Annotated in this window: 3 protein-coding genes; all 3 read left to right on the forward strand. The window is 54.3% G+C overall.

Annotated features, from left to right (window positions below):
* Positions 1-394, forward strand: a 394-nt coding sequence (locus VNX88_14180; protein HWY69814.1) for a hypothetical protein, incomplete at its 5' end; no start/stop codon positions are given.
* Positions 395-1,083: 689 nt separating this feature from the next.
* A complete protein-coding gene (locus VNX88_14185) occupies positions 1,084-1,548 on the forward strand; it encodes a RidA family protein (protein ID HWY69815.1) in 465 nt (154 codons plus the stop codon).
* Positions 1,549-1,796: 248 nt separating this feature from the next.
* On the forward strand, positions 1,797-2,071 hold a 275-nt coding region (locus tag VNX88_14190), incomplete at its 3' end, for a hypothetical protein (GenBank protein ID HWY69816.1).

Below are 2,071 nucleotides of genomic sequence, written 5' to 3' on the forward strand. Positions count from 1 at the left end.
TACTGCCTGGTTTGCGGATAGGCTCCGGTTTCAATTCCAGTTGCCAAGTTCGGAAGCGGCGCTCCAGGCGAACCCTACTTACCAATTGGCAGGCGCAAGCTTGGTGCAATATCGAGGAATCCCAGCCGCCATGGTCGTCTATGAGGCTCCGAGCGGAACGATCAGCCTCTTGGTTGAATCCAGCAAAGCGGCTGTCGTGGCTGGGGGAGACGTGAATCATTACGGAGCGCTCATGTTCCACTATCGAAGCGAAGGCAGGCTCAAAGTGATTACGTGGAGCGCCCACAATCTGTCCTATGCTCTTGTTTCGTCGATCGCAAGTTCGGCACAGGAACCCTGCATGGTTTGCCATCAAAGCATGGCAGATCACGGGCAGTTCCGCAGGCAGCCGTAGCGCTGCTTTCATCAACCACTCAGAGCATCGGAATAGGAAACACCCGGAAGTGTCTCTACCTGCGAGCGGTTTGATTGTTTAACTCTCAGCCACAAATTAACGATATGGAGATTTCATGAAAAGAGCAGAACGAATCACATTTGCGCTGATGACTATGAAACGCAATGAAGAGATCCTGCACCTAGAGTCCGATCCGAAGATGTTCGAGGATCGCTTCGCGCGATGCCGCGGGCTACTCCACTTCCTCGCTGCCCGCATTCTTGGCAGTCAAGATGAAGCGGAGGATGCCGTCCGAAACTGCAGGGCTGCGGCTTCGCGCAATCCACCAAGCTTCGAGAGCGAAGGCGCCTTCCGAAGTTGGGTCGCACGGATTTTGATTGACGAAGCTTGTGTGCTTCTCCGCCGAAAACAGTTTTCCTTAATGCGGTCCCCCCAAGAGTCTTCTTACCAACCCGGAAGGTAGGAGCGGTTATCGCTTGTATGGTGACAATGACGCTTACCCCTCGGAAATGTCAGACTGGTTCATGCGAACCAGGTAATATCCTCAGGAATAAACGAATCATTCGACTGTTCCTGCTTACGATGACATGGCGATCAAGGAGCTAGTACAAGTTGCTGGCGTGAGGCAGGTCTTCCGCCGCAGAAATCTGAAATAGAAAGGGTATGTCATGACGCAACCAATGCCACGCATGAGTCTACTTTCCGCAATTCTTATTTTTATGATTACCGCTGTCAGCATTTCCTCTGCGCAGCAGACTAAAGTGATCTCGCCACCCGAGTTCGCAAATCAGGGCAAGAACGATCTCCCCTTCAGCCCGGGAATTCTGGTGGGAGACACGCTGTATGTCTCCGGAGAAATCGGCTTTGACCTCCATACCGGCCAGATCCCAAGAGATTTCGACGCCGAAGTGAAAGCCTGCCTCGACAACATTGGCATCGTTCTAAAAGCGGCTGGAATGGATTACTCGGACGTGGTCTCGGCGCAGGTCTTCCTCACCGATATAGCCCAGTTCGAACGTATGAACGCGGTTTACGCTTCCGTTTTCAAAACGCCGCGACCGGCGCGCGTTACGGTCGGCGTCGCGGCGCTCGCTGTGCCCACTGCTCATGTTGAGATCATGGTCACCGCCCAGCGGCAGGTCTCGAAGAATTAACAGCCGCCGCGCACGCCTGGGCTATCCAACAACCGGTTCTCGAGTCGAGCCCCGTCTGGCCAGATCGAATTCTGTTCGGGCAATGCTGAAACCGTACTTCCGGATCGTGTCACAGCTGAAGTGAGACTCCGAGCGTCCGCTGGTCTGCCGGTTCGCAATTGTTGTCGCCGGCAAGATCGCGACAAGCGACGTGTCGACCACACTTTACAGGACAACTATTGATATCTATAGTTACGGCGGTGGCCCGAGTGAAAGCAAAAATGGACGGCGAAGCAAAACAGAAGCACCTTGTGCATTCGCGCCAGCAGGACGCAGTGGTAAGCATCCTGCACACCGCCCATTATTTGGGTCGTTTTTATTCACCGGTGTTCGATCAACATGGCATCACCTCGCAGCAATACAACGTCCTGCGTATCCTGCGAGGCGCTGGTCTGGGGGGGATTCCGACACTGGACGTCGCAGAGAGGATGATCGAACAGGCACCGGGTATAACCCGCTTGCTGGATCGCCTGGAACGGAAGAA

The organism is Terriglobales bacterium (assembly GCA_035567895.1).
In the GTDB taxonomy this organism is placed as follows: Bacteria; Acidobacteriota; Terriglobia; order Terriglobales; family Acidobacteriaceae; genus Gp1-AA112.